General features: G+C 70.5%; 17 protein-coding genes and 1 pseudogene. 9 read left to right on the top strand and 9 right to left on the bottom strand.

Annotated elements, in window-relative coordinates; all coding sequences use genetic code 11:
• The first annotated feature begins 329 nt into the window (after nucleotides 1-329).
• The 8 genes from ACIRD7_RS09290 (at nucleotide 330) to ACIRD7_RS09255 (ending at nucleotide 13,636) form a co-directional block, all read left to right on the top strand.
• A complete protein-coding gene (locus ACIRD7_RS09290) occupies nucleotides 330-1,961 on the top strand; it encodes a hypothetical protein (RefSeq protein WP_403451537.1) in 1,632 nt (543 codons plus the stop codon).
• Nucleotides 1,958-2,518 (top strand): hypothetical protein, encoded by a 561-nt coding sequence (locus tag ACIRD7_RS09285; protein ID WP_403451536.1) that lies wholly within the window; start codon nucleotides 1,958-1,960, stop codon nucleotides 2,516-2,518. Before ACIRD7_RS09290 ends, ACIRD7_RS09285 begins: the two co-directional genes overlap by 4 nt.
• Before the next feature lie 113 nt (nucleotides 2,519-2,631).
• The gene (locus ACIRD7_RS09280) at nucleotides 2,632-5,376 is read left to right on the top strand and encodes a hypothetical protein (RefSeq protein WP_403451534.1); all 2,745 of its coding nucleotides are present in this window, start codon (nucleotides 2,632-2,634) and stop codon (nucleotides 5,374-5,376) included.
• Nucleotides 5,377-5,378: 2 nt separating this feature from the next.
• On the top strand, nucleotides 5,379-8,879 hold the full coding sequence (locus ACIRD7_RS09275) for a hypothetical protein (RefSeq protein ID WP_403451532.1): 3,501 nt from the start codon (nucleotides 5,379-5,381) through the stop codon (nucleotides 8,877-8,879).
• Entirely contained in the window at nucleotides 8,879-10,327 is a 1,449-nt protein-coding gene (locus ACIRD7_RS09270) for a hypothetical protein (protein WP_403451531.1), read from the top strand. The genes ACIRD7_RS09275 and ACIRD7_RS09270 overlap by 1 nt, the downstream gene beginning before the upstream one ends.
• 41 nt (nucleotides 10,328-10,368) lie before the next feature.
• On the top strand, nucleotides 10,369-11,811 hold the full coding sequence (locus ACIRD7_RS09265; RefSeq protein WP_403451529.1) for a hypothetical protein: 1,443 nt from the start codon (nucleotides 10,369-10,371) through the stop codon (nucleotides 11,809-11,811).
• Nucleotides 11,812-11,831: 20 nt separating this feature from the next.
• Nucleotides 11,832-13,307 carry a hypothetical protein gene (locus ACIRD7_RS09260; RefSeq protein ID WP_403451528.1) on the top strand — a complete coding sequence of 492 codons (1,476 nt, stop codon included), beginning with the start codon at nucleotides 11,832-11,834 and terminating at the stop codon, nucleotides 13,305-13,307.
• Nucleotides 13,229-13,636: a winged helix-turn-helix domain-containing protein gene (locus ACIRD7_RS09255; protein WP_403451526.1), complete on the top strand. Its 408-nt coding sequence runs from the start codon at nucleotides 13,229-13,231 to the stop codon at nucleotides 13,634-13,636. Before ACIRD7_RS09260 ends, ACIRD7_RS09255 begins: the two co-directional genes overlap by 79 nt.
• Nucleotides 13,637-13,646: 10 nt before the next feature.
• On the opposite strand, the gene ACIRD7_RS09250 is transcribed toward ACIRD7_RS09255, so the two are convergent.
• The 4 genes from ACIRD7_RS09250 to ACIRD7_RS09235 form a co-directional block, all read right to left on the bottom strand.
• Nucleotides 13,647-14,378, bottom strand: a complete 732-nt coding sequence (locus tag ACIRD7_RS09250) for a GAF and ANTAR domain-containing protein (protein ID WP_403451525.1) — start codon at nucleotides 14,376-14,378, stop codon at nucleotides 13,647-13,649.
• 510 nt (nucleotides 14,379-14,888) lie between these two features.
• Complete coding sequence (locus ACIRD7_RS09245) at nucleotides 14,889-15,116, bottom strand: DUF6480 family protein (RefSeq protein WP_403451523.1); 228 nt, start codon at nucleotides 15,114-15,116, stop codon at nucleotides 14,889-14,891.
• Between the two features lie 27 nt (nucleotides 15,117-15,143).
• A complete protein-coding gene (locus ACIRD7_RS09240) occupies nucleotides 15,144-15,488 on the bottom strand; it encodes a hypothetical protein (RefSeq protein ID WP_403451521.1) in 345 nt (114 codons plus the stop codon).
• 82 nt (nucleotides 15,489-15,570) lie between these two features.
• On the bottom strand, nucleotides 15,571-15,993 hold the full coding sequence (locus tag ACIRD7_RS09235; RefSeq protein ID WP_403451520.1) for a CBS domain-containing protein: 423 nt from the start codon (nucleotides 15,991-15,993) through the stop codon (nucleotides 15,571-15,573).
• A 260-nt stretch (nucleotides 15,994-16,253) separates the two neighbouring features.
• On the opposite strand from ACIRD7_RS09235, the gene ACIRD7_RS09230 reads away from it, so the two are divergent.
• On the top strand, nucleotides 16,254-16,499 hold the full coding sequence (locus tag ACIRD7_RS09230; RefSeq protein ID WP_403451519.1) for a DUF5133 domain-containing protein: 246 nt from the start codon (nucleotides 16,254-16,256) through the stop codon (nucleotides 16,497-16,499).
• 176 nt (nucleotides 16,500-16,675) lie between these two features.
• Here the strand turns inward: ACIRD7_RS09230 and ACIRD7_RS09225 are convergent, their stop codons facing one another.
• The 5 genes and pseudogenes from ACIRD7_RS09225 to ACIRD7_RS09205 form a co-directional block, all read right to left on the bottom strand.
• Nucleotides 16,676-17,029 carry a hypothetical protein gene (locus ACIRD7_RS09225; protein ID WP_403451517.1) on the bottom strand — a complete coding sequence of 118 codons (354 nt, stop codon included), beginning with the start codon at nucleotides 17,027-17,029 and terminating at the stop codon, nucleotides 16,676-16,678.
• Nucleotides 17,030-17,266: 237 nt separating this feature from the next.
• Nucleotides 17,267-18,553 (bottom strand): ATP-binding protein, encoded by a 1,287-nt coding sequence (locus ACIRD7_RS09220; protein WP_403451515.1) that lies wholly within the window; start codon nucleotides 18,551-18,553, stop codon nucleotides 17,267-17,269.
• A gap of 343 nt (nucleotides 18,554-18,896) precedes the next feature.
• Nucleotides 18,897-19,489, bottom strand: a pseudogene (locus ACIRD7_RS09215) (DUF4291 domain-containing protein).
• Nucleotides 19,490-19,801: 312 nt separating this feature from the next.
• Complete coding sequence (locus ACIRD7_RS09210; RefSeq protein WP_403451513.1) at nucleotides 19,802-20,371, bottom strand: hypothetical protein; 570 nt, start codon at nucleotides 20,369-20,371, stop codon at nucleotides 19,802-19,804.
• Nucleotides 20,372-20,897: 526 nt separating this feature from the next.
• A complete protein-coding gene (locus ACIRD7_RS09205) occupies nucleotides 20,898-21,461 on the bottom strand; it encodes a TetR/AcrR family transcriptional regulator (protein ID WP_403451512.1) in 564 nt (187 codons plus the stop codon).
• Nucleotides 21,462-21,519: the final 58 nt, after the last annotated feature.

Below are 21,519 nucleotides of genomic sequence, written 5' to 3'. Positions count from 1 at the left end.
CAACCGACCGCCCCTGACATATTTCGATCAACAGAGCGGTCAAACAACGACACTTTCAGAACCGAAAAAGAGCCGAGCAAATGCATTTCTGACAGCACTCATCACGCCCGTCACCTGCGGACTCTCTATTCCCACGAGATCCCGTCATTCACACAGACGTGCCCACCCATGGATATCGCGGGCCCCCCGAACCAATTCCGCAATACGACTGGTTGCGCCCCGCTGTCCGGTGGCATATTTCAGTCCGGTCCAGGCCCGGCGGGGGGAGCAATATGGGGCGGCTGGAGACGTGGGGCAGATCATGGGCGCGCGCTCACGGCGGTAAGCCCGTGGAGTTCGACGGGGGCCCCGCACCGAGCCCGACCCACCATGAACCCGAGCGCCTCGCCGCCGAGTTGCGCGATCTGGCCGGGCATCCTCGCTGCGCTGTGCATGCCGGGGCGCTGAGCCGGCTCGCCGACGCCGTGGAGGCCGGAAGCGAGGACGAGCTGCGGGTGTGGGCGGGCGGCGGGCTGGTCGCCGCCTACTGCGGTCCGCACGCGCTCTCCGCTCCGCCATCGGCCGCGACAAGCCGCAAGCGACGGCTGCTCTCCGCGCTGCCTTCGGTACTCGTCTTCGCCCCGCTGCTGGTCACCTGGGCGGGGCTGGGAACCGCGGCCTACGCGTACCAGCAGATGCGGGACTCCGGCACCGACGGGCAGGACGGCACCGGCCCGACCGGCTCGTTCCTGACCCTGTGGCAGCAGGGCTTCGACGGCCACCTCTGGCCGGTGCTGCACTTCGACATGATGGTCGTCTACACCGTCGTCGCCCTGCTGGCGTTGATGGGCACGACCGTTGTGGGCCGCCTCAGGGAAGCGGCGGAGGAGACCGAGCGGCAGCGGCTCGTCTCCCGTCTCTCCGGCGCTCTCGCCCAGGTCGAGGCGCTGGCCGCGCGCAGCACCCAGGCCTCCCCTCTGCGTTTCGCCGAGGAACTCCAGGGCGCGGCCTCGGGCCTGCGGGATCTGCTGTCCGAGGCGGCCCGCGTCCAGGAGCGCGCGCATGGCCTGCTGAGCGGGGCCAGTACCGCCACGGAGCACCATCTGGCCGCCGTCAAGGCCCTGGAGTCCGCCGTCGCCGAACTGCGGGCGGGCACCGCCGACATCAGGGCGTCGGTGGGCTCGGCCACCCGGGCCGCCGGCGAGGTCGCGGCCGGCACCCGTCAGCTGGCCGAAGACCTGGCGACGTCGGGCTCCGCGATGGCGCAGGGTCTGGACAAGGCCGGCCGTCTCGCCGCCGAACGCCTCGGTTCCGCGGGCGAATCGGCCGCCGTACGGATCGGCTCCGCCGGCGACCTGACCGCCGAACGGATCGACCGGGCCGCGCGCGAGGCACGGGAGCGGGAGGAGGCGGCGAGCGAGCGCACCGCGCTGTGGATGCGCCAAGCCGTACAGGAGGTGGCGGGGGCCCTCACCGCCGTGCGCGCCTCCACGGCCGAGTCGACCCAGGTCCTCGCCGCCACCCTGGACGGTCTGGGCAGCACCTTGACGGAGCTTCCGGCCGCCCTTGAGAAAGCTGCGGCCGAGGGCGCCGAACGGATCGGCGCCGCCTACGACCTGGCGGTGGCCGCCGTTGCCGTCTCCCTGCGCGACGAGGTGCGCACGGTCACGACCGAACTGGCCGCCCGCATCGCGGAACTGCGGGCAGCGGGCCTCGCCCACCGGGAGGACCAGAGCCAGGCGCGGGACCGGCTCCTGGAAACCGTCACGCAGTTGCACGGCGCCCTGCGGTCCCTCACGGAAGCGCCGCCCAAGGACCATCCCGCGCCCTCGGCGTCCCAGGCGTCGCCGGTGCCCTCCGCGCGGCAGGGCTCCAGCCTCACCTCCGCCCAGGAGTCCTCACCGCCGACGGTCGCCCTGACCCGGCCGGCCCCCGCGGACGATCCGCGGGCCCACCGGCCCGTCGCCGAGGGGGAGCGATGAGGTCGCCCAGACTGTCGGGAGTGCAGATGGCGGGGTGGCTCTTCGCCGATCTGCTCCTGGTCCTGGTGGTCGTCGTCCTGGGCGGCGAGACGCCGGCGAACCGCCCCACACAGCCAGGTCCCCAGGACACACAGACGCCTCCCGGACCAACGCTCCCCGGCCCGTCCACCTCCCCGCCGACCACTCCGCCGCCGGCCGGCGGGCTCGACCCCCACACCCGGTCGATCACGGTGCGCGTGAACCCGGAGGCTCTCATCGGCGGCTCGGAGCGGGCCACCGCGAGCCTTCGCGAGCAAGTGGCCCGCAAGTCCCGGCAGTTCCCGGGCGAGCGGGTGGCCTTCGTCATGGTCTTCGGCAACGCCGGGCGGCTCCCGGGCGGCGCGGTCGACACCGGCACCAGTACGGCCTTCGCCAAAGCCGTGGCCCGGCTCCTGCCCTCCGCGGCGCCGGAGTTCTTCCCGCGCTACCACAAGGAGATCATTCGCGGCTACCACAACACCGACCCCCGTATCCCGTCCGGCACCGCCGAGATCGAGTTGTTCTTCCTCCTCCACTGACCCACCGGCAGCTCAGGGCACCGGGGAAGCGCATTCCCCGCTCCCTGACGCGCGATCAGACACATCGCCTCACCGACCGACCGTCTTTCCGCCGCACACACCGCGGAGTCGCCGTGCCCAACACATCCGCCCCAGCCGCCGCAACTCCAGCGGCTTCGCCCACCGCCCTGGCAGATCTGCGGCAGTACGCCCAAGACGCCCAGGCCATGCTCCAGGACCAGGAGATACCCGACACCCCCGAATGCCACGCCGCCCGGGCGCGCGTCGGGGAGACCGCACAGGAACTGCTGGAACGGGTCGACTCACCGGTCACCATCGGCGTGGTCGGGGAGTACAGCGTCGGCAAGTCCCTGCTCCTGGGCACCCTCCTCGGCTGTCCGGATCTCCTGCCGGTCGAGGAACGCCCGACCACCGGCAACATCACCGTGCTGCACCTGACCGCGGGCGAGCGCGGCAGCCCTACCCGGGCGGCGGACACCACCGAGATCCGCTATCTGAGCGAACCCCAGCTCAGCCGCTGCGTCGAGGACATCCTCTCGACCCTGATCAGCAAACTCGACCGCAGGCACCCCGAGCTGGGCACCGGCGCCGCGCTCGCGGGATACGACCCGGTGACCGATCCGCGCGGCTGGGCGCCCTTCGACAGCTGGTACCCGTGTCTGTGGCCGGCACCGGCCGGCGGGGCCCCGCGCCCGGTCCCGCCCGAACTCATCGACGACGCCCACCGGGACACCGTGGTCGAACTGTGCCGGATCCGGGACGCCCTGATCAGCCAGCGCGGCCGGTACAGCGTGCTGGGCCACCGCGCCCACGTGGACCGGAAGATCGTCAACGAGGCGCTGAAACTGCCCCCGGCCAAGGTCACGCCCAAGACGCCACCCAAGCTCACCCTCCAGCCCTTCAACAGCGAGAACATCGAGAGCGACAAGGACGCGCTCAGCCGCAGCTTCCCGCTGATCGAACGCGTGATCCAGAAGGTCACCGTCTCGCCGGACCACTGGGCCCTGGGCGGGCTGCTGGCCGAACACCCCGTTCAACTGCTCGACTTTCCCGGCATCGGGGCGGCCGGCTCGTACGGCAGGGACAAGTCCCTGAGCCGGCGCGCCCTGGTCGACGTGCACACCATCCTGCTGGTCGTGCTCTCCTCCCGACCGGAGTCCAAGGGCGCTTCGGAGTTCTGGGACATGCTGCTGGAGGACGGCCGCACCCCGGCGGCCCTGGGGCAGGCGGCGCTGGTCGCCGCCAACGTATTCGACAAGACGCATCTTCCGTCCCTCGCCGCCGTCCCGGGCCCCGCTCTGCCGGTGCCCGAACTGCTGCGGCACGCCGACGAACTCAACGGAATCCACGTCTACGGCAGCAAGTTCGTCCGGGGGCGCCAGGACGGCATCGTGGTGACCTCGGCGATTCCCGCGATCCGCGCCTACGAGTTGTCGTACACCCATCTCTCCGACGAAACCCGCGAGCGGGTTCGCGCCGCCATGGGCAAGTTGCCCTCGCCCGGTCAGCGCCTGTGGGAGCCGGTCGCCGCTCGCCTGGAGAGCGCCGACGCCGGCAACCCGTGGACGCCGCGCCTGCGGTCGTACGACGACGACGGCGGGATCCGCCATCTGCGCGACCTGATCGAGGACCATGTGCGCAGGAACGGTGTGGCGCAGAAGCTGGAACGCGCCGAGCGTTCACGGCGGAAGCTGGACGCCGCTGTGCTGACGCTCCGGCGCCAGGTGTACCGCTCGGCGGTCGGCGAGAACGCCGCGTACCGGGAGATCGAGGAGACCTTCGCCGAGCTGCGCTACCTGCTGGACCGGCGGGTACGCCCGGCCCTGCACGCGCTGCGCCGCCCCGACCGCGACAGTGTCGGCGACGAGGCGGCGGTGTCCGGCGAGAGCGAGGGCTCGGCGGCGCCGACGCTGCCGCCGGGGCTCGCCGCGTCGGCGGCAGCGGTGCACCGTGCCGTGTTCCAGTGGAAGGAGTGGCACCACCTGCTGGAGCGGGCCGACCGGGATGATCAGCACCTGGTCAGCAAGAGCAGGCCGCCCACGTCCGATGCGGGCCTCCTGACCGACTACCCCGGATTCGAGGCGGAACCGGATACCGGCGGCGCCGACGGCTTCCTGGGGGACGCGGACCCGGCGGAGGACTCCTCCGATGCCTTCATCGAGCACTTCCAGCACACCGTTCGGGAGTGGAGCGCGAACGGCACGGACCAGCTACGGGAGTGGTGCCAGGACTGGGCCGCGCACTGGCAGCAGGAGTTCGCGCCGCTGCGCGAGTGGTTCGCCGAGCCCGGCACGAGCCGGCTGTTGATCGAGCTGTACTCGCGACGCCGCGGCGGAACCGCGAATGCGCGACGCCAGCTGGCCGCCCTGTGGACCTGCCTCAACACCGAGCAGGCCATGGAGAAGGCCCTCGAGAAGCACATGCCCGCTCCGGACCACCAGGAGTGGGACAAGGCGGAGCTGGAGGGACGCTTTCCCGCACGGGCCCAGCATGCCCTGGCCTGGCACCACCTGATGCGGGACCTCGAGGAGCACATCGAGGAGCGGGAACGGCACCCCCTGCGGATCGTCGAGCTGCGCCAGCACACGGCGGTCGCCGCGGCCCGGACCGTCACCGACAACCTGGACGCGCTGCGCCGCGCGGTCACCGACACGCTCGTCCCTCTTTACGACCTGGCCTCGGCAGCACTGCTCGACGAGAACGACATCGTGCCGCCCCGTCAGAGTTCGCCGGACGACGACGGCGACGCCGACAGCCCGTCCGGGGGGCCGTCCGGAGACTCACCGGACGACGGAGCCCCCGGCACCCACGTCGAACTGCCGATCGACCGTCTCGTCAGGACCTGGAGCATCGACTGACCATGAGCGCACTGGAGATCACCTTCCGCGTCCCCGATCCGGCGGGCGCACATGCCCCTTCCGGTGTCGTCGCGCTCGGCCGCCGGCACTTCCGTGTCTACGCCGACCAGTCGGGCTTCCCGCTGCCGGAGGTCCTGGTGGAGCGCGAGCCCGGCAGCCCCGGCTACGTCACCGTCCATCTGCCGCCTCGCGTAGAGGTCCGTGCCGAGTCCGGCGTACTCATACCCGCACAGCTCGCCCATGCACTGGAAACCATCTGGGTGCCCCAGGACTACTCCGCGGCGAGTGTCGACGGACTGCGCATCCTTTCCCTGGACTCCAGGCTGCCGGTGAGTCTGGTGTACGGCGATCCGCGCGTGGCCGACGTCTTCGGCTCCGGTCACCCCACTAAGTTGCGCGTCGACGTCCACTGGTCGCTGGAGTACACGGGCTCGGCCGGCGCCGACACCGCGTCGGGCAGCGTCACGCTCGAGTTCGCCCCGCCCGGCGAGCAGCCTCCGGCCGCGCATGAGCAAGCCGGTCTGGCCGCCGAGGACGACGAGTTCCTGAGGCTGCGCTCCTGGCAGCCCGCCGGGGAGAACCTGCAGCAGTTCGTCGCGGTCGACCTCGGTTCCACCGCGTCGACCGCGACCCTGTGGGACCTCGGCGCCATCACCCAGCGGCTGGTGGATCCCGACCAGACGGCGTCCTTGGGAAAGCTGCTGAGCGACCTGCTGAGCCCTCCCGCCGACGCCCCTCCCGAGTGGCGGAAGGCTGTCGAGTCGATCACGGCGGGAGAGCTGGTGCTGGGCCGCCGGGGCGGGCTGCGGATCAGCGGCCGGCAGGCGCTGTCCCGGCTGGACGACGCCGATGTCGTCGACGCCCTGATGGTGAAGGTGGAGCAGAGCCTGCACCAGGACGGCCGGTCCGCACTGTGGGAGTGGCTGGTGCCCCGCCTGTTCGAGGGCTACGCCCGCGTGATGAACACGCCGGCGCTCGACCGGCACAAGCTGCGGCCCGTGGACTACCCGAATGTGAGTGGCGAGCGCAACGTGGCTCCGGCCAGCGCGCTGATCGAGCGGGCGCCGCTCGGCGACAGCGGGCTGCCCCCCGGGCATCCGTCGGGGCCGGACGGCACCACCGTTCCCCACTCCGGTCCGCGGCCGGAGGAGCGGCGCTTCGAACTTCCTGGTGAGACCGCCGACCAAGCCGGTGCCAGCGTGATCACCGGTATCAAGCGGGCCGTGCTCCAGCAGCAGCCACCGGCCGTGAACGGCACGGACATGAGCGCCGTCCACCTCGCCCAGCACCTGTATCTGCGGCTGGTGGAACGCGCCGAGGAGCTGATGCTCCGCCAGCCGGGGGGCGAGCGGCCCACCGTACGCACCGCTGTGGTCACCTATCCCACGACCATCCTCCCGGAGATCAAGCTGCGGCTGGAGAAGCTCGTGCGCTGCGGCCTCGGCATTCCCCAGGTGGTCATGGACTACGACGAAGGCCTGGCCGCCTGCCTGTTCTTCGTGATGCGGGAACTGTCCGACAACCAGAACCTCGGCCTGGAGGCGCTGCGTTCGCGTTCGCGCCACGTCAGTGACGACCCGCCGACCTGGCACCGCATCCTGCTGGCCATCGACATCGGCGGCTGCACGACCGACATCGCCCTGCTGCGGCTCGCCCTGGTGGACACCACGCCGCATCTGACGCCGGAGCAGGAGTTCGTCTCCGGCCGTGACTACCGGTTGGAACCCCTGCTCCTGGGCTCGACCGGACACGGGCAGCTGGGCGGCGATCTGCTCACGCTACAGGTCTTCTACTGGATCAAGGCGTGTCTGGTGGACCAGTTGCGGCCCGCGTCGGCGTCCGCAGCCGCCAGTCCTGGTGGGCCGGCCGGTGATCAGGAGGTGCGCAGTCTGTCCACCAGAGTCGCGGAGCAGGCCTCCGAGATGCTGGGAACGATCGTCGCCCCGGACGTGCGGGAGGTCCTCGACCACTGCCTTCCGACGGGCTGGGACGGCGTCCTGAACGAGGAGGAACGGACCCTTCGGCACATGCGCTTCGACCTGCTGTGGGAGCTGGCCGAGTCCACGAAGCGCAGTCTGGGCGGCGGTGAGCACGACAGCGTGTCCCGGGCGGCCACCATCGCCCAGGACGACGTCCAGACCATCCTCAACTCCGGCTCCCACCGGCTCGGCGCCGCCAAGGAGGTCACTCTCGACCCGGGCGACTTCCGCACGCTGATGGAACCGGTGCTCCGGCGTGCCGCGGAGATGGGCGCGGATCTCGTCCGTACGGTCTTCACCCGGATCCACGAGGACAACACCACGCGGGTCGCCAAGGGCCTGAAACCGCATCCCGTCCCCGTGCTCGACCAGGTGGTGCTCTCCGGGCGCAGCAGCGCGCTGGAACAGGTGGGCCAGACCGTGGTCGGCGTCCTCACCCAGGCCGACGCGGGTTCCCAGGTACGACTCGGCTGGAATCCCACGGCGCTGTCCGTCGAGAAGGGGCCCATCGCCAAACAGGCGACGTCGATCGGCGCCGCCTGGGCCCATTCCACCCAGGCGCTCTCGGGCCACCTGGCGATGCGGAACGGGTTGTCCGCCACCGACCCGGTGATCCGCCTGAGCGAGCTGGACATCCGGACGCAGGACCTGTTCTCCAGCCTGCCCGGCGATTTCGGGACGGTGGCGGCCGGCGAGGCCCGGGTGCTCACCGTGCTGCGGGCGGGGACACCGTTCGCAGAGCTCGACGCGCGGGGCAGCCGCGGCGTCCGTACGGGCTGGAAACCGCTGACAGAGGTGGTGATGCTGCACCGGGCCACCTCTTCGAAGGACCAGATCCAGTGGGGCAGCTTCAACCTCGTGCTGTCCGCGCGTGCCGAGTCCCTGCCCGCGCCACTGGACGAGGTGTGGCGCAGGAAGGACGGCACCGGTGTCAACTACCAGCTGGAGATGGACCAGCAGTTGTTCCCCTACATCCTGCTGTGCCGGGGCATGCCCCATCTGCTCGTCACCGGGCAGGCCCTGGAGCTGGACGGAGCCCGGCAGGACGTGCGCTTCGACGCCGGGCTCAACACGTTCTCGCTGCCTGGCAGCATCTGCGTCTCGCTGAAGGAACCGCACGGGGGCGCGCCGGAGTTGGTGGAGGTGTTCCCGGCGCCCAGGCCCGACGAGACGTATCTGAGGGAGCTCTTCCACGACACCACCGACTCGGAACAGCAACCGGTGCCGGGCCGCGCGGCGGTCCTCGACGTGCCGCCGGTTCACGGCAGTTACCACTTCTACCTGGTGCGCGAGGGGGGTGAGCCGGAAGACCTCGGCCGGCTCCCCGCTCCGGGTCTGGCCGACCACGCGGCGAGCCTGGACGCGCACGGGAGGCTGCGCGTCCATCGCGGAGCCGTGCCGTATCTGCCCGCCGAGACAATGCGGGAGGTGGAGCAGCGCCCCGGCCGGGTACTGCGCCGGCCCATGAGCAGTGGCCTGACCGAGTTCAACGAGTACTGGGACCCCACGACCGGGAGGCACTGATGGGAGAGATCGCCACCGCCTCGGCCGACACGCCCGCCGGACCGCGGGACGCCGTAGGGCACTGGCACGTGTTCGCGAAAGCCGTGGCCGATGTCCTCGGTTCGGGGCCCTCCGTGAGCCGGAGCACGGTGCTGCACGCCCTCGACGCGTGCCACAGGGAACTGAACAAGGTGCAGCCTCACCACCCCCCGTACGAGCGAGACCCGGCCGAGACGGCCGCCCGGGTCGCGCAGGCGTCCATCGCCCTCAGCTTGACCATCAGGGCGGGACACGCGGCGGACGAGCCCGAACGGGAGAGGGGAACCGAAGTCGAGCGGACCACCGCCACCCGACCTGAGCGGGACCCGGAGCCGGAGACCGAACCGGATTCGCCCACCGAGCCCGAGCCGGTCCTCACGACCGCAGGAGAACCTGAAGCGGCGGCCCCCGAGCCGGATCCCATGGATCAGTTGGCGCAGCGGCTGGGCGAACTGTGTGCGGAGCTCGGCAAGAAACACACCAGGCACCTCCGCGGCTGGCGCCATGCCCGGCCCAGGGCCCGTTTCGGGGCGGCGGAGCCTCCGGAGCCCGCGGTGGCCTGGAAGGCTCTGCACTTGGCACTGCTCCGGCTGCCGGACGCCGACTGTCGCGTCTGGCGGGAAGAGGCGGCGAAGGCCGCACAGGAGTGCCTCGGTGGCCCGTTGCCGGCGCACGAGGATCCGGCCGTGATCGTGCCCGCGCTGAGAGGACCCGAGGCCCGGAGCGGACCCGACGGACCGGACTTCATCGCCCGGGAGGTCGCCGTGCCCCTGGATCTCAGCGACGTCGAGGCCCTCAAGAAGGCGGCTGCAGGAGCGCCCTCCGACGTCCTCGACGCGGTCGGGGTCGTCGACGTCGATGCCCTTGAGCTCGGCGACCTCCGGCTGCTCTGGGCCGCGCGAGCGGGACAGGCACTGCATCTCGCCGGGATCGACCCTGAACTACAGGCCGTCATCCATCCCCAGAGCGATCGCGTCGTGCTTGCGGACCGGCGCCACCAGAGCACGTACCGGATCGCGCTGCTGACCCATCTGAAGGGCGCCGCCGAGGCGCACCGCGAGAAGCACGAGGACCGGAGCCAGCTTCGTTCCGCCCACAAACTCGACGGTGTACTGGGCGGTTTGCTGCACTGGCCGACCGCCGCGCCCGGCAGTTGGTGGTGGCAGTGGCGCCGCGAAGTGTCGCTGATCCTGGAGCCGCTGGCCCGTGCGGTGGACCACGAAGTCGTCTTCGATCAGACGTCGGAGTGGCAGAAGGCCGAGCTTGAGAACTGCACCACCATCAAATCGGGTCTGGGCGGCGAGCAAGGGCTGGACGAGCGGCTGGTGCAGTGGGTGTTCCTGACCCCCCTGCGCCGGATCGGTGTGGCGGAGCCGCAGACGGACTTCCCCGGCAGGGTGGTACGGCGCCCGGACCCGGCCGGCACGTGAACGGCGTCGCCATGACAGCGGCTGACCGGGCTGGGGGCCCCGTGGGGATCGACTCTTGGTGGGTACGGGCGTGTGCCGTGCTGAGCGCGTCGGGGGTGGGCCGTGCCGCGGGACTGTCGCCACAGCTCGCCGCCGACGCGGAGATGCTCGGCCGTCCGGACGGTGGCCGGGTACCCCTGCGGATCGTGGTGGCCCGCACAGCCGACGATCCCGGCCTGGTCCCGCTGTTGACGGGGGTACGCGTCGCCGATCCGCCGTTCGTCACTGACCTCCTGCCGGTCCGCGTCGTCCACTGCGCCACCGACCGGCCCGAGCTCCGGCTGCCGCCCGATCTCACGGCGGCGCTCGACCGGCTCGCCCGTCTGCTGACGACCCGGCGAACAGAGCGGCCGCCCGCGGCACTTCGTACCGTGCCCCGCACCGCGGCGTGGCTGGACGTCCGCGCTTCCGAAGCGCCCACCGGTCCGTTCTTCGGCACCGGCAGCGCGGGCGCGGACGCGGTCGCCCGTACCCTGCGCCGCTGCCACGACCTCACGGCGGCGGCACCCCTGGCGCCGCCGATGGACGCTGCGGTGGCGAGGCTGCTCCGCGACCAGGCGGCGATACGGGCGCACATGCGGGGCACTCCCCTGCCCTGGCCCGCACCTCGGCCCACGGCGGGCACCGTCAGGCCTCAGGACCTGCGCAACCGCCCGGCCGCCCTGGACAAGACCGCGCTGGCCACGCCCGGCCACGACGATCTGCACCTCGAGGTCGTCGACCTTCCCGTAGTACCTCCGGAGCGGACCGGCCCCGAGAGCGGGCGGACCCTGCGCCGGACGGCCCTGGAACTGCTGCACACCGCCCACCTCGTCCTCGCGGTCGTCGCGGCGGACGAGCTGGGCGGGAACGTGGCGCCCTCGCCCGCCGTCGCCGTACTGGCCAGGCTGCTGGACCGCACCCGGCGGGCACCGCACCCTCCGGCCGTGGTGCTCGTCGCGACGGTGGCCGGGCTGCGCGGGCCCGACGGCATGGCCGATCTGGGTAGCTGGCTGCGACAGCGCGCCGGACGAACCATCGGCCCCGCGGCCGAGGGACTGCCGGTGCGGGCACTGGCAATGTCCGAGGCCGGACGGGCGCTGCGGCTGCTGGACGGGGCGAAGCGGCGCCCCGGGTACGCCGTGCGGCAGGCCGAGGCGGACTACGCGGCCTCAGGGCTGGCAGCGCTGTGCGACGGCGTACTGCGGCCGCTCGTCGACGAAGCGCCGAACCGCGTCCCCGAGCTGACCGCTCAGCGAGTGCGGGCCGCTTGCCGGGACACCCGGCTCGGCTGCCTCGACCTCATGGCCCGCCACAAGAAACCCGCTGCCCCGGCCGAGGCGGCAGCCGGTTTCGGTTCCGGGGAGCTCGACGGAAGCTCGCTCTGGGACCGTCTCGAAGCCCTCGCCGTCTCCGCGCTCGCGGAACGAACCGTGCGGCGGCCGACCGTGGAAGGAGTTAAGTAGCGTGGAGGGAGTTCACTAGCGTGGAGATCGAACCGCTCGTTCTGGGCCTGCTGTGCGTCCTGCTGTTCGGGGCCGGCGTCCTGAGCGCGGTGCTCGGCTTGGGGCTCCGCCGCGGCTCGTACGGCCGGGGTGTCACGGCGGCGGCCGGGCCGCCTCGGGAAGTGGTCGCGGCCGAGGTGGACCGGACCCGTGGGCAGTACGAGGTCCAGCTCACCAGAGTCTCCGGGGAGCGGGACCAGGCGCTGGCGAACAGCCGGCACCTGCACGCCCGACTCACCCAACTGCAGGGAAGCCTGGAGGCCCGCGTGGCGGCGGAGGTGGACGGACGGCTGGCCGCCGAGCTGGAGGCGCGGGTGCAGGCCGGTGTGGAAGCACGGCTGGCCGCCGACGTGGAGGCACGGGTGCAAGCCGGTGTGGAAGCACGGCTGGCCGCCGTGCTGGAGGAGAGAGTGGAGGCAGGTGTGGCGGCCCGGCTCGCCGAGGCGCTGGGGAGGGCCGCGGCGCGGTTCGGCCCCCGTGACACCGTCGAGGCTCAGCAACCGCCAGGCCCGCCACCGCAGTCACCCGCCGTACCGCACCAACTTCCCCTGGGCCGCGACTGCGCCGCCGACAGCACCGTCGACGGCGCCGATCTCGGCCCGCTGATCGTCCGGGCGGCCTCCGTGCGGGGCCCCCGGCAGCGCGAGGGCGGTGAACACCGGCGGGACGCCGTGATGCTCGGGCTGGTGGAGGAGATGCCCTCACCGACCCTGCTCAGCGTGGTGGCGGCCGGCGCTCCGCGCGGGCTCTGGTCGCAGTCGGCCGCACAGCGGGCCTGCCGCAGCCTCGCCTCACAACTCGGCCGGTACGGCGAGCATCTCGGCACCGTGCTCGGCCCAGGCACCCATCAGGGTCTGCGTACCGATACGGTTCCGGCCGGTCATGCCACGAGCCCTGGTGAGGCGGAAGACAGCGAGCTGGGCGGGCTGCTGCGCTCCGCCCTGCAGGGTGTGGGCCGATCCGTCAGTCTGGTCGGCCTCAACGAGGGGGGCGGTACGAGCGTCGCTGCTACCGGGGGCGGTACCGAGGCCGACTCCGAGGTCAAGGTCGCCCTCACCGCGCTGCTCTCCCAGCTCGGTGACCACCAGCGGCGTCAGCACGTGGCCTTCGGCATCGGGGACAACCGCGTGCTGCGACTCAGGGACGGCACGTGGGAGACCGTCTTCACCGGCGTGCGCGAAGCACGTCTTCCCGCCGACGGTGGCGAGGTGCGCTGGGCCCGGTTCGAGACCCGCCCGGAGGATCTCGTGGCCGTGTGCAGCCCGCCCTTGGCGGAGCTGCTGCTCCGTGAGGATCTCGGTGAGTGGTTCGCGGACCGGTGGGTGGGCGGGCGTCCGCATCTGACGGAGTTCTTCTCCGATGTGAACGTCCGGGTGCGGTGTGCGGGTGGAGATCGGTCGGTGGTCTGCCTGTGGGACTTCGGGGAAGCCCGGCGGACGCCTACCCCGAACGCTTGACGGCCACGTCTCCGTGCCGGTCCCGCCAGGCCTCGCGGTGGGCGTGGGCCGCCGATTCGGCGTGCCGCAGTGCCTGGGGCGGGGACCGGCAGACGGCACAAGGCGTGCAGCAACGTCGAGCCCTCCGCAGGCTCCAGCAGTATGGCCCGGCCACGTCTGCCGATCTGGCCGCCGAGTTCAATGAGGACCGCGGCGCGACCAGCTATCACCTGCGGCAACTGGCCCGGTTCGGGTTCATCGAAGAGGACACAGCTCGTTCCTCCTGGTGTCGCAAGTACTGGCGGGCCATTCCCCAGGGCGTGCGGCTACCACACCATCCCCATCGCTGAGGCAATGAAATCAGGAGAGGTCGCCCTCCTCACAGATCAGACGGGCGACCTCGCGGAGTTTGATGTTGTTCTCCTGGGAGTAGCGGCGCAGCACGTCGAACGCCTGCTCCTCGGTGAGGCGGTGGCTGCCCATGAGGATGCCCATGGCCTCGCCGATGACGTGGCGGGTACCAACGGCCTCTTCCATCTGGGCGTGGGTGCGGGCGGCCGAGAAGGCGACCGCGGCGTGGGAGGCCAGCAGCCAGCCGGCCAGTTCGCTGCTCTCGGTGAACGCGCCGGGCTTGCGGGAGTAGAGGTTCAGTGCGCCGAAGTCCTGCTCGTCGGTGAACAGCAGGAACCCCATCATGCTGCCCACACCGAGGGCGTGGGCCTGGGGCGCGTAGGCGGGCCACCGCTGCTGCAGGCTGGTGAGGTCGGCGATGCGGAAGACCCGCTCGCCCACCGAACTGCGGGCGGCGTCGAAACACGGCCCCTCCCCCAGCCGCTCTTGCAACTGGTCGCTGTCGACGACCAGTTGGTGGGTGGGAGCGAGCGTTTCTACCCTCCGGTCGTGCAGAACGAGGATTCCGGCCGCGTCGCAGCCCTCCACCAGCTCGGTGGCGGAAGCGGTGATCCTCTCCAGGGTGCTGCTGACCGAATCCTGCGCCAGAAGATCCCGCGCCATGAAGGCCATCTGCTGCGCGAACCGACCCCAGTCCACGTCGTCCTCCGCTACTCGTCCCGCCTGGACAAGCTGCCGCATACCCAGCTTTCCACGACAGCCGCGCAGTGACATCGGCCACGGGTGCGGGGCCTCCCGGCCGACGCATCAGGCTGGGGTCCCGAGGTGCGGCAAGCTGGACATATGCCGGGCGGACGTGGGTGCCCGCGTTGGGAGCCTCAACGGCTTCGTCCATCCTCTGGGGGCAGCATTTGACGAGTTTTGGCAGCGTTGGTTGATCATCCGTCTTGGGATGTTCGCGAGAGTGACTGCGGTGCTGTGATGGGGAACGGCCCGATGCCTGTGATCAGCTCCAGTCGGCGGCCGATGGGGCCAAGCGGGTCGCAGGCACGGTCGCCGGCCAGCCTCGCCACAGGAAACGCTCACCTGTGAGCTCAAAGCCGTGGCATTGGCAGAACCGGATCGCCCGCTCGCGGGAGTCGGCGCCTCCACGCCTTCGGCGTCAAGGCCGTGCCCTAGGCAGCAACGCCGGAAAGCTGGCCCAGACGAATGGGCAAGGCGTGAGGAGCGGCATGCGTCGCAGCCGTGAAGCTAGGCGATCAGGGCGACCACCATGGCGATCAGCCCGATCGCCACCAGTGCCACCACCACCATGATCAGAATGAGCGGCATCGGTCCCCAGCCCTTGCGCAGCTCGGGCTGCGGATGGGAGATGCCTGCGGTACTGCCCGCCTCGGCGGGCGGGGTCTCACCGGGCGGGACACCGCTTCCGGGTTCGAGTCCCGGCGTTCGCCTCGGCTCGGGATCAGGGCTCGTCATGGCCATGCTCCTTTCGGCTTGGTGCGGCTACGCCTGGTTGCCCTTGGCTTTGCCGTACTGGTCAGGTGTTCCGTGAGGGGGCGGGTGAAGGGGCGGAGCCGCGGTTTGGGGAGTGACCTTGGACCCGCCTCGAGGAGACGCAGGCGGCACAGCCTCGCCGTGCCGCGCGGCCGACGGCTCGGCGCCGGAGCGAAGTTGATCTTGGCGGCTCTCCAGGATTTGCGTCACCGCGGTCCGGTTGGCGTGCTCACGCTCATAGGTCTTGAGCGTGTCCAGCTCACCGGAGTCCAGAGACCTGATCCGCTGCTCAAGCGTCCCGAGCGGCAACTGGTCGTAGTCGGCGATCGGAAGGTTGTCGTCTCGTGCTGTCATGGCCTGCGCCTTTCTGCCTGGCTGAGAGAGGTCTGATCGCTGTCGTTGCTGAGCGGAGACCTGGCGCGTCGGCAAGGCCGGTTCATCGGTTGGACTCCGCGGCACTTATATCGCCGAGGGCCGAGTCCGGATCCCGCTCGACGGCGAGGTCACCGATGGAGACGATGCCCACCGCGTGACGTCCTTCGTCGACAACAGGTACTCGTCGCACGGAACGCTCACGCATCACGTGCACCACGTGGGCCAGGACGTCGTCCGGTCCGACCGTGACCAAATCTTCGCTGCAGACATGGGCCACGGTCGTCCGGTCCGGATCGCCGCCCTCGGCAACCGCGCGAATCACGAGGTCACGGTCACTGACCAGCCCAGTCAGGCGGCCGCCTTCGGTGACCAGAACGGCGCCGATGTCCTCGTCTCGCATGATCCGGGCCACCGCCGTGACTGAGGTCTGCGGTTCGACGGTCGTCGGGTCGGTCGTCATGACGTCGCGGACATGCTGAGTCATGGGAACGTCCCTCCGTGGGGTGGGACGGCGCTTTCACCGTCGTGCAGCGGCCGAGTACCCCTGGGCGACCACCTTCACGACCACACCCGGCGTGACAAGGCACGGCATTTGCAGGCAGGCATAGTCTCAACAGCCCAGGGCACCTGGAGATCGCTCGACGCTGCTCTGCGTCGAGATGCGACGCGCGAAGGCAAACGTGCGGCCCATCCATGACGGTGGTGCCGGCCGTCGTGCCTTGCGACCAGCGAGGGGACGTCGTCATGATCCTTCCGGCGGAGAAGGAGCTGCGGGCCGTGCTGGCTCGGTTCGCTCAGGCGAGGATCGACCACGACGTGCTCCCCACCGCTCGCACCAGCTGCGCTCTTGAGGACGTCACGTACACGCTCTGTGTGATGACCGGGGCCCGTACCGCCAAGCAGGCCCTGCCTGCGGCAGATGCCCTGAAGGAGCGGTACCGCGCGGACCGTGAGGACGCCGGCCACGGGAACTGGACAGTGACCACATAGAGCTGGGACATGCGCCGCCGCCACGTCTCAGCGCACGTAGAGCCCCCGCCGGTTAGTGACCAGGGCGGCCACGCCGCTGGGACGTGAACGTGGAACGTGCTGACCCAGTCCCCCGCTCTGATGCGCTGGCCCAGTCCCCGCTCTGATGCCGAGGCGTCCAGAACGACGCCTGGCCCTCATGCCGCCGTGGTCAGCGCGGTCGCCGTCGCGATGGCCGTGTCGGCGCGGGCGTGGATGACCAGTCGGATGTCCCTTGTGTCGGCGGCGGCCGCGAGGAGGCGTCGTACAGGGGCGCTGTGGGAGGCCACGAACATCACAAGGTCGAGGTGGCTGCACAGGTGGTGGGCGCGGAGAACCACGCTGAGCGTCGTTTGGGAAGGCGAGGGCTGGTCCAGGACGATCACGACCGAAGCCGGCTTGTGGACGTGGACGAGATCGGTGATCTGAGCCAGCAGGGCGGCCCTCGTATCGGTGGCGGGGTCGTCGTGCATCGTGATGACGAGGACACGTTGCTCGAGTGTGTGAGACATCATCACGGTTCGGTCCTTTCCCTGCCAGTTCATGCCAGAGCGGCGCATATTCGGATTACCCCGTATCGGGTTTTCGATGCGGTACGTGGTCCATGCCCACAGGGAATCGGGTGAAGCCGGGCGTGCCGGGCGGCTCAACGGCTTGGTGGATGACGGCTTCTGGGTGCCTGGTTGGCGTGACTGGGTAGCGCTGCGGCTGCGGCGCCACAAGGAGTCGGGACCACGTTCCCTCTGGTTTCAAAGGCGGCTGAACCTTTCGATGTCCTCGGAGAAGTCCTTGATGGCTTGTGCGGTGAGAGTCGGCCGGACGTCGGCGATGGCGGTCAAGTAGTCCTCGGTGGTGGCGGGTCGGCCCCTTCGATCGGTGACCTCGCGCTCGAATGCTGCCTGCGCACCCTTCCGTGCCGCGAACTCGATGTCGGCCGGGGTGAACAACTCGCTGGCGTCGACCAGTCGGGTGAGGTCCACCGAGTGGGCGGAGGCTCTGACATAGCGCGCCCAGATCGCCGCGCGGGCGGTCGGGTCCGGTGGGCCGATGGGAATGACGTTGTCGAACCGGCCCGGCCGCAAGAAAGCCGGGTCGAGCGAGCGCACTGAGTTGGTGGCACAGGCCAGCAGCCGCGCGTCGTGCTCGCGGAAGACAGGAATCAGTTTGAGCAACTCGTTGGTCACCCCGTGCCCCGGATCGACCGCCATCCCGGACCGCACGCCGGCGATCTCCTCGACCTCGTCGATGAAGAGCAGCACCGAGTCCAGTTCCGCCAGGTCCGCGAAGGCTGCCCGCAGCGCCGCGGCCAGCCCCTCGCTCGTGTCGGCAGCGAGCCGTGACGGGAAGAGCTCGACGAACGGCCAGCTGAGCCGCGAGGCCACCGCTTTGGCGAAGCTGGTCTTCCCGGTGCCGGGAGGGCCGAACAGGATAACGGCCTTGGGAGGGACGACATCGTAACGGTCGGCCAGCGCAGGCTCCGTCAGCGGGAGCACGACACGGCGTTCGACGACCTGTTTCTCCCGCTCCATGCCGGCCATGGAGTCCCACAGCCCCTCGGGCAGCATGCGTCCGCCCAATGACGCGAGGACGTCGGCGTTGGCGGCCCCTGGCGGTTCGAGCTTTTCGTAGTAGGTCAGGTCGTCGCGGGCCCGGTAGCCGGAGTTCTCCAGCGCCTTGGTGCCCGCGGCACCGGCGGGCAGCAGTGCGCTGATGTGGCGCACGCCCAGTGCCCGCATTCGCCGTTCGAGCTCGGCGAGGAGAGCGCTGCCGATCCCGCGCTCGCGCCAGCGGGAGGCGAGTGCCACCAGGAGGATCCACCCCCGCGTGTCGGACGACTGCGCTACGGCCATGCCCACCAGTTCGTCGCCGACCACCGCGACCACCGCCGTCTGACCGGCCTTGGCTGCGGCCATCACCTCGGAGACAGAAAACACCCGGTCCTCGTCGGCCCGGCGGCTCTGGTCCCAGATCTGGATGGCCTGGTCGAGATCGTCATCGTGATAGTCGCGCAGATGCCATGGGGGCATCGTCACCACCTCACCTGCCCCGAGGGACTCTCATTGTCCCCTGCGAGAGCGCTGGGCGACGAGCGCAGCAGGCCCCTCGCCCCCGCCACGACCAGGATCATCCGAGACGGGAGGCGAGATCCGGTGCCGTAGGACCGTCGCATCCGTCGCGGGTCTGTCACCCCGGTGATGACGTTTGGGCGCCTCGGATCACCCGTGCGGCAGGTCGCCACCGTGTGGCACCGGTCTGCTGCGCCGCGGGCGCCGAGCCGTCACTCGACGGCCATGGCAACGCCAGGACACGCCGGTGCCCACGAGCATGTGCTGCCGTGTGGCCCCTGGGCCGGAGTCGGCTGCCGAGTGGAGCGGCCCGTTATCCGCTCAGGTGGGCAAGAAGCTCGTCTCCAATGGGGTAGGGGCGTTCCTGGGCAGCAGTCGGGCCGCGGAGTCCAGATCCCCACCGCTGACGAGGGCGTGGATCTCGTGGGCGAGTGGGCTCACGTCGCGGATGGCGACTGTCCACTCGTCGGCGAAGCGTCGTGTGGCTTCAGCGGAGAGGCCGAGTTGCAGGGACCGGTACGGCATGGGTCGCAGGTGCAGGTCCCGCTCCGGGTCCCACTGCACGCGGGTGGGCGCGCGCTTCAGCTGCCGCTGCCAGGCGGCGCGGTCGGGGTGGACCCTGCGGGTGTAGCTCGACAGACAGGCGTGGCGCAGCGCCCACTCGAAGCCATCTCGGGTGATCTCGACTGCGAGAACGGTCTCCTGCCCTTGCTTGGCGCCCCAGCCGCAGCGGTACATCATCCACAGGAACGACGGTTTGATCCACGTCATCCTGTCCCGCTTCCACGCGGCGGGGAAACGGCCGTCGCGGGCGGCCGGCAGACCGATTTCCGGGGAGTACGCCTGGTAGACCGTGATCGTGGATTCCGAGTGGGCCGCACGGATCCGGCGTTGCGGTTCTTCCATGGCGTACAGCGTGGAGTCGGCCGGCTCAGGCAGCCACTGATTTTCGACTCTCGTTCGCCGCGGCGGAGAGGGCCGGCGGCGCCACCGTGCGGATTGCCGGTGTGGCAGCTCTTCAGTACCTACCGCCTACTTGACCGTGGCCCCTGGCTCCGGAGCGGTACCCGTCGGTCAGGACGCCCCCAGTTCGTCCCGAACGGGGTACTTAGCTTGACCCCCGTCCCCCTCGGCGGAGCGTCGCCGCCCAGGAGCTGTCCGGCCGATCATGTGGGAGAGGCAGACGGAGAGGGCGGTCTCGGCCTGTTTGCTGAGGGGTTACAGCGGCGCCGACTCCACCCTGCCTGTGAACCGGCCACCGACTTGTTCGGCGAGCCAATGGACGCGGGCGATCTGGTCGCCCTCCCGGTTGCGGACGTGCACGTGGACGGTGTGATCCTGCGACGGCTCGTCCTGATAGAGGTCCCGGGAATTAACTGTCAGCGTGAAGTACGCGTACTTCTGCGAGATCGCCTCCAGTCCCGCTTCGGGAACCGCAGGCCATGCGTCCAGATCCCACCGAACAGCCGCGGGATCCGGCCCCAGAGCAGCGATGAAGGGCTCGGCGCGGTCCAGCGGACGGCACCAGTCGAACACTCGGATCGGCAGACAGTCTGCAGGGTCGTCATCGGCCTCCGACGAACCGTGCTCCTTGCCGGCCAATGCCCACCATTCGAGGTCGGGCAGTACGTGACGTACTTGCGCCAGGACATCCGGTGACCTGATCACGGCTTCGAAGTCGACCTCTCCCTGATCGATATCTGCCACGGCCAGCAAGGTGCGCACCGCACGTATCGCTTCAGACAGGTCGGTGGTGGTGAGGACAGCAGCCGCAGCAGAGTTACTCATCCCGGAACCATAAGACGGCACTCGCAGATCAGCCTGCGTGGGCTCTGACCTGTCTCGCATTGGTCAGGACCGGATCCCTACTGCAAGCGACGCTGCGGGGACGGTGCCGAGGAGGACGTAACCGCGCTTGTCGTACCGCGTGGCCACCCCCGCTCGGCAGTGCTTGGGAAGACGGCGCCGCCTGGTGGTCGGCGGTCACGGAGCGCGGCGAGAGGGCTGGACGAGACAGCGTGCCGCTGCGGATCGCCACCCCGACGGACTGAACTTTCGGTTGGCGCGCACGGACGCGTACAGGTCGGTCCGACCGACGAGGGCCATCGACGTCTAGTCCATGAGCGGCCTGCCCTCGGGACCTGCGCCAGCGCCCACCCGGCCTGCCTGTCAGGTATGGCGAGCGAGCTTGATCGCGGACAGGAGCAGGATCACGGCCGGCACCGGAATCACTGGCGCGGCCGTGTTCGATGTTCACGAGAAGCGACCGCACCGTCCGACCTGATGCCCGAGGCTCCCTGCGTCAGTTGCCTGCTCACCGGGTGCGGGTGGTCAGTCCGGGGGTGACGAGGGTGAGCCAGCGGGCGCGGGCCGCGGGTGGCTGGTCGGTGGGGGCGGTGGAGAACAGCAGGTAGATGTCGCTGACGGTGACGTCGGGATGAATGTCGCCGACGGCCTGGCCGGCTCGGATGAGGGCGGCGACAGCGGCACCGGCACGGTCCTCATCGGCGCGGTCACCCGGCTCCGCGCCCAGGGTCTGGGCAGCGGCCTTGACCGCGCGGTCGGTCACGGACGACTCAACGACGCGGCCGAGGAAAGCGGTCAGCTCGTCCACGGCACGGGCACCGGCCTCGACGCGGCCGAGCGCGGTCTCGGCGTCGTCGGCGACACGGGCGACGTATGCGGCGACGACCGCCGCGACCAGGTCCGTCTTGGTGGGGAAGTGCCGGTACAGGGTTCCCACGGCCACGCCCGCCGCGGCGGCGATCTCGTCCATGCCCACCTCGGGGCCGTGCGCGGTGATCTGTTCGCCTGCGGCGGCCAGGATCTTCTTCCGGTTGCGGACCGCGTCGGCGCGCGGCGCCCTGGCTGGGGTCACGAGAGGGCCTGCCCTTCCACTTGCATCAATATGAACCTTGGTTCAGTATAGATGGTGA

The sequence above is a fragment of the Streptomyces sp. NPDC093568 genome (assembly GCF_044764945.1).
Classification (GTDB): Bacteria; Actinomycetota; Actinomycetes; order Streptomycetales; family Streptomycetaceae; genus Streptomyces.
Note: the sequence above shows the minus strand (reverse complement) of the source record. Positions and strands in the feature narration are given on the sequence as shown.

Bases quoted from the DNA above. Each gene is read 5' to 3' on its own strand.
- ACIRD7_RS09285 (WP_403451536.1), top strand. From the start codon at position 1,958: ATGAGGTCGCCCAGACTGTCGGGAGTGCAGATGGCGGGGTGGCTCTTC.
- ACIRD7_RS09275 (WP_403451532.1), top strand. From the start codon at position 5,379: ATGAGCGCACTGGAGATCACCTTCCGCGTCCCCGATCCGGCGGGCGCA.
- ACIRD7_RS09270 (WP_403451531.1), top strand. From the start codon at position 8,879: ATGGGAGAGATCGCCACCGCCTCGGCCGACACGCCCGCCGGACCGCGG.
- ACIRD7_RS09250 (WP_403451525.1), bottom strand. From the start codon at position 14,378: ATGCGGCAGCTTGTCCAGGCGGGACGAGTAGCGGAGGACGACGTGGAC.
- ACIRD7_RS09245 (WP_403451523.1), bottom strand. From the start codon at position 15,116: ATGACGAGCCCTGATCCCGAGCCGAGGCGAACGCCGGGACTCGAACCC.
- ACIRD7_RS09240 (WP_403451521.1), bottom strand. From the start codon at position 15,488: ATGACAGCACGAGACGACAACCTTCCGATCGCCGACTACGACCAGTTG.
- ACIRD7_RS09235 (WP_403451520.1), bottom strand. From the start codon at position 15,993: ATGACTCAGCATGTCCGCGACGTCATGACGACCGACCCGACGACCGTC.
- ACIRD7_RS09230 (WP_403451519.1), top strand. From the start codon at position 16,254: ATGATCCTTCCGGCGGAGAAGGAGCTGCGGGCCGTGCTGGCTCGGTTC.
- ACIRD7_RS09225 (WP_403451517.1), bottom strand. From the start codon at position 17,029: ATGTCTCACACACTCGAGCAACGTGTCCTCGTCATCACGATGCACGAC.
- ACIRD7_RS09210 (WP_403451513.1), bottom strand. From the start codon at position 20,371: ATGAGTAACTCTGCTGCGGCTGCTGTCCTCACCACCACCGACCTGTCT.